The 3,515-nt window shown below is 73.8% G+C and carries 5 protein-coding genes; all 5 read left to right on the top strand.

Annotated elements, in window-relative coordinates:
- A partial coding sequence (locus ACW0Q9_RS29830) for a hypothetical protein (RefSeq protein WP_456186995.1) occupies positions 1-429 on the top strand: 429 nt, incomplete at its 5' end.
- Between the two features lie 14 nt (positions 430-443).
- Positions 444-1,052, top strand: coding sequence for a glycine zipper family protein (locus ACW0Q9_RS29825; RefSeq protein WP_456186993.1), 609 nt, complete (start codon positions 444-446; stop codon positions 1,050-1,052).
- A complete protein-coding gene (locus ACW0Q9_RS29820) occupies positions 1,049-1,729 on the top strand; it encodes a carboxypeptidase-like regulatory domain-containing protein (RefSeq protein WP_456186991.1) in 681 nt (226 codons plus the stop codon). Before ACW0Q9_RS29825 ends, ACW0Q9_RS29820 begins: the two co-directional genes overlap by 4 nt.
- A gap of 17 nt (positions 1,730-1,746) precedes the next feature.
- Positions 1,747-2,961 carry a phage tail sheath family protein gene (locus tag ACW0Q9_RS29815; RefSeq protein ID WP_456186989.1) on the top strand — a complete coding sequence of 405 codons (1,215 nt, stop codon included), beginning with the start codon at positions 1,747-1,749 and terminating at the stop codon, positions 2,959-2,961.
- A gap of 1 nt (position 2,962) precedes the next feature.
- Positions 2,963-3,445, top strand: coding sequence for a phage tail protein (locus ACW0Q9_RS29810; RefSeq protein WP_091258915.1), 483 nt, complete (start codon positions 2,963-2,965; stop codon positions 3,443-3,445).
- The last annotated feature ends 70 nt before the right edge of the window (positions 3,446-3,515 follow it).

Below are 3,515 nucleotides of genomic sequence, written 5' to 3'. Positions count from 1 at the left end.
CGCCAGTCCGGCAGCGGCATGATCGGGGCGATCGTCAGCCCCACCCCGACCGCACCACCGCACGATCGAAGAGGGGGGATCGCCGTGAACGATCTCTTCACCTGGGCCGCCCTGGGCAGCCTCACCGGCGCCAGCGCCGCCACCCTGCTCGCCACCAACGTCATCGGCGGCCTGATCGGCCCGAGCGGCGACAAGGCGCGCAAGTGGATCGCGCTGGGCTTCGCGCTCGTCCTGTCGTACCTGACCGCCGCCTTCGCCGCCGACGCCGGCCCGGAAAAGTGGATCATCGCGTTCTTCAACGGGCTGGTCATCTTCTCCGCCGCCCTCGGCATCAACCAGCTGCCCCCGGGCAACCGGCAGGCGACGAACGCGTCGCCGACCCAGCTCGCCCAGGGCCGCGAGCCCCGCTACCTCCGCTCCTGGGTCTGAGAGAGGTGACCCCCATGATCCTCGGCATCATCAGCGCCGCCGTCCACATCGTCCTCGGCGCCGTGCTCGGCGGGGCGGCCGGCGGCACCATCGGCCTGCTCGTCGGCGCGGTCGTCGGGCTGCTCGTCGGCGCCCCGTTCGGCTGGGCGGTCGCGACCGCCGGCACGTACGGCCCGGACCCGAAGGGGATCTTCCTCTTCGTGGTCGACCACACCTGGAGCCTGCTCAACACCGTCGCGGGCGCGCTCTACCTGGCCCTGCACCTGGTCTTCGGGCACCAGCTCGACCGGGTGGTCTCCCAGGCCAGCGGGCGGGTCAACGTGGTCGAGGGCGTCTCGCCCCGCTACGCCACCACCATCGGCACCGTCTGCGCCGGCTCCAGCCCCGGCATCCAGCGGCACGAGGACGTGCACATCCTCCAGGCGCGGCTGCTCGGCCCGCTCTACCTGCCGCTGGTCGCGCTCAACTACGTGCTGTTCACCATCGCCCCGGTGTGGCTGCTCTGGCACGACCACAGCAACGCGCCGATCAACCGGTTCACCCGCTACTTCGAGATCGGCGTCTACCCGCACGTCTGGAACGAGGCCATCGCGTACCGGATCCAGGGGACCCCGCCGCGATGACCGGCGCGATCGAGGCGGCCGTCGCGGACCTCGCGGCCTGGCTGACCGGGGCGGCGGGTCACCCCGTCCCGGTCGGCCCGCCCCGCGACGACCCCGACGGCGGCCTCACCCTCTGGCCGCTGGAGCTGCGGCCGGCCCGGCAGACCGCGGGCAGCGGCGGGGCGCGCGAGCCGTACCGGTTCGTGGTCCGGCTGCTGGTCAGCGGCGGCGGGCCGGCGGCGCTGCCGGCGCTGGACCGGGTGCTCGCCGCCGCCACCGCGGCCGGCCAGCCCGAGGTGGTGCTGGCCGCCGGGGACCCGGCGCTCTGGCGGGCCCTCGGCGTGGCGCCCCGCCCCGCGCTGCTGCTCGAGGTGCCGGCGCGGATCGACCGGCCGGCACCGGCCGCGCCGCCGGTGCGGCAGCCGCTGCGGCTGCGGCAGCTCGACCTGCGCACCCTCGACGGCCGGGTGGTCGGGCCGGAGCACCAGCCGCTCGCCGCCATGCGGGTCGAGCTGGTCGGCACCGCCCAGGCCACCGAGACCGACGCTGCCGGCCGGTTCCGGCTGGTCGGCGTCCCGCACGACCCCGACGACCCGGACCGGCCGGTGCGGATCCGGCTGGTCGGCCGGGGCCGCACCCACACCGCCGAGCTGGACCCCGCCGACAACGACCTCGTCGTCGTCTGCACCCCCGACTGACTCCTCGAGGAGGACCGATGCCCACCTACTTCTCCCCCGGCATCTACGTCGAGGAGGTCCCCAGCGGCGCCCGCCCGATCGGCCCGGTCGGCACGAGCATCGCCGCCTTCGTCGGGATCGCGCCGAACCGCACCGCCCGCGTCAACCAGGCCACCGCCGTGAACAGCTGGTCGGAGTTCCTCCGGCTCTACGCCGACGGCGAGCACCTGGAGAGCACCCCCCTGGCCCGCGCGGTGTTCGGCTTCCTCGACAACGGCGGTACCCGCTGCTGGGTGGTCAACGTCGGCGAGGGCGGTCAGCTCACCGGCACCGGGGGGAAGCGCAGCGGCCTGCAACTGCTGGAGGCCATCGACGAGATCTCCATCCTGGCCGCGCCCGGCTACCACGACCCCGTCTCGCACGAGGCGCTGATCAGCATGGCCGAGCGGCTGCGCACCATGGTCGCCATCTGCGACCCGCCGCCGGCGGTGGAGGACATCTCCCGGCTCACCCGGGTCGCCACGCCCGGCAAGTCGTCCGGCAAGCCCGCCGAGGGTACGCCGAAGCCGGACGACGACCCACCCGGCGGCGACCGGCCCCGACAGTCGGACTTCGCCACCTACTACTTCCCCTGGATCGGGGTCCGCGACCCGCTCAGCGGCGAGCTCGTGCTCACCCCGCCGAGCGGGCACGTGGCCGGCATCTGGGCCCGCACCGACGCGCTGCGCGGGGTGCACAAGGCGCCGGCCAACGAGCCGGTACGCGGCGCGGTCGACCTGGCGTACCGGGTCACCCGGCCCGAGCACGACGTGCTCAACCCCAAGGGCGTCAACGTGATCCGCTTCTTCGCCGGCGAGGGCATCCGGCTCTGGGGCGCCCGTACGCTCGCCGCCGAGGCCAGCGAATGGCGCTACCTGAACGTGCGGCGGCTCTCCATCGCCATCGAGCAGGCCATCGCCAACGGCACCCGGTGGATGGTGTTCGAACCGAACGACTACACCCTGTGGCGCTCGATCCGGCGGGACATCGGCGCGTTCCTCACCCGGGTGTGGCGGGACGGCGCGCTGCTCGGCCGCACGCCCGAGGAGGCGTTCTTCGTCAAGTGCGACGAGGAGACCAACCCGGCCGACGTGCGCGACGCCGGGATGGTGGTGGCGCACATCGGCATCGCGGTGGTCAAGCCCGCGGAGTTCGTGGTGTTCAAGCTGAGCCAGTGGGCCGGCGGCACCGAAACCGAGACGATCGGAGGCTGACATGCCCACCACGGCCACCCCGCAGCCGGGCGCGCCCGTCGACCCCTACCGGGCGTACCACTTCAAGCTGCTCATCAACGGCATCACCAACGGGCACTTCACCGAGGTCAGCGGCTTCGAGGTGGCCATACCGTCGCTGGCGTACCGGGAGGCCGGCAACGAGCGGATCCGCGCGGTCCCCGGCCAGGTCGAGTACGCCCCGGTCACCCTCCACTTCGGCCTGACCTCGTCGCGCGAGCTGTGGGACTGGGTGAACGCGGCGGCGAAGGGCACGGTGAGCCGGCGCAACGTCTCGGTGGTGCTGCTCGACCCGGCCGGCACCGCCGAGGTGCTGCGCTGGAACATGATCAACGCGTGGCCGACGCGGTGGCGGGGCGCGCACCTGAACACCCTCGCCCAGGAGATCGCCATCGAGGCGCTGACCCTGGCGTACGAGGGGCTGGAACTGGAGTCCGGCAGTGCCGCCGCCCCGACGACCGCGTGACCGGCTGGCCCGCCTGCTCCGGGCCACCGCCGACCGCCTCACGACGGCGCCGCGCGACATGCCCGCCGAG

This window comes from Micromonospora sp. I033 (assembly GCF_053890995.1).
This window is presented reverse-complemented; position numbering and strand designations above follow the sequence as displayed.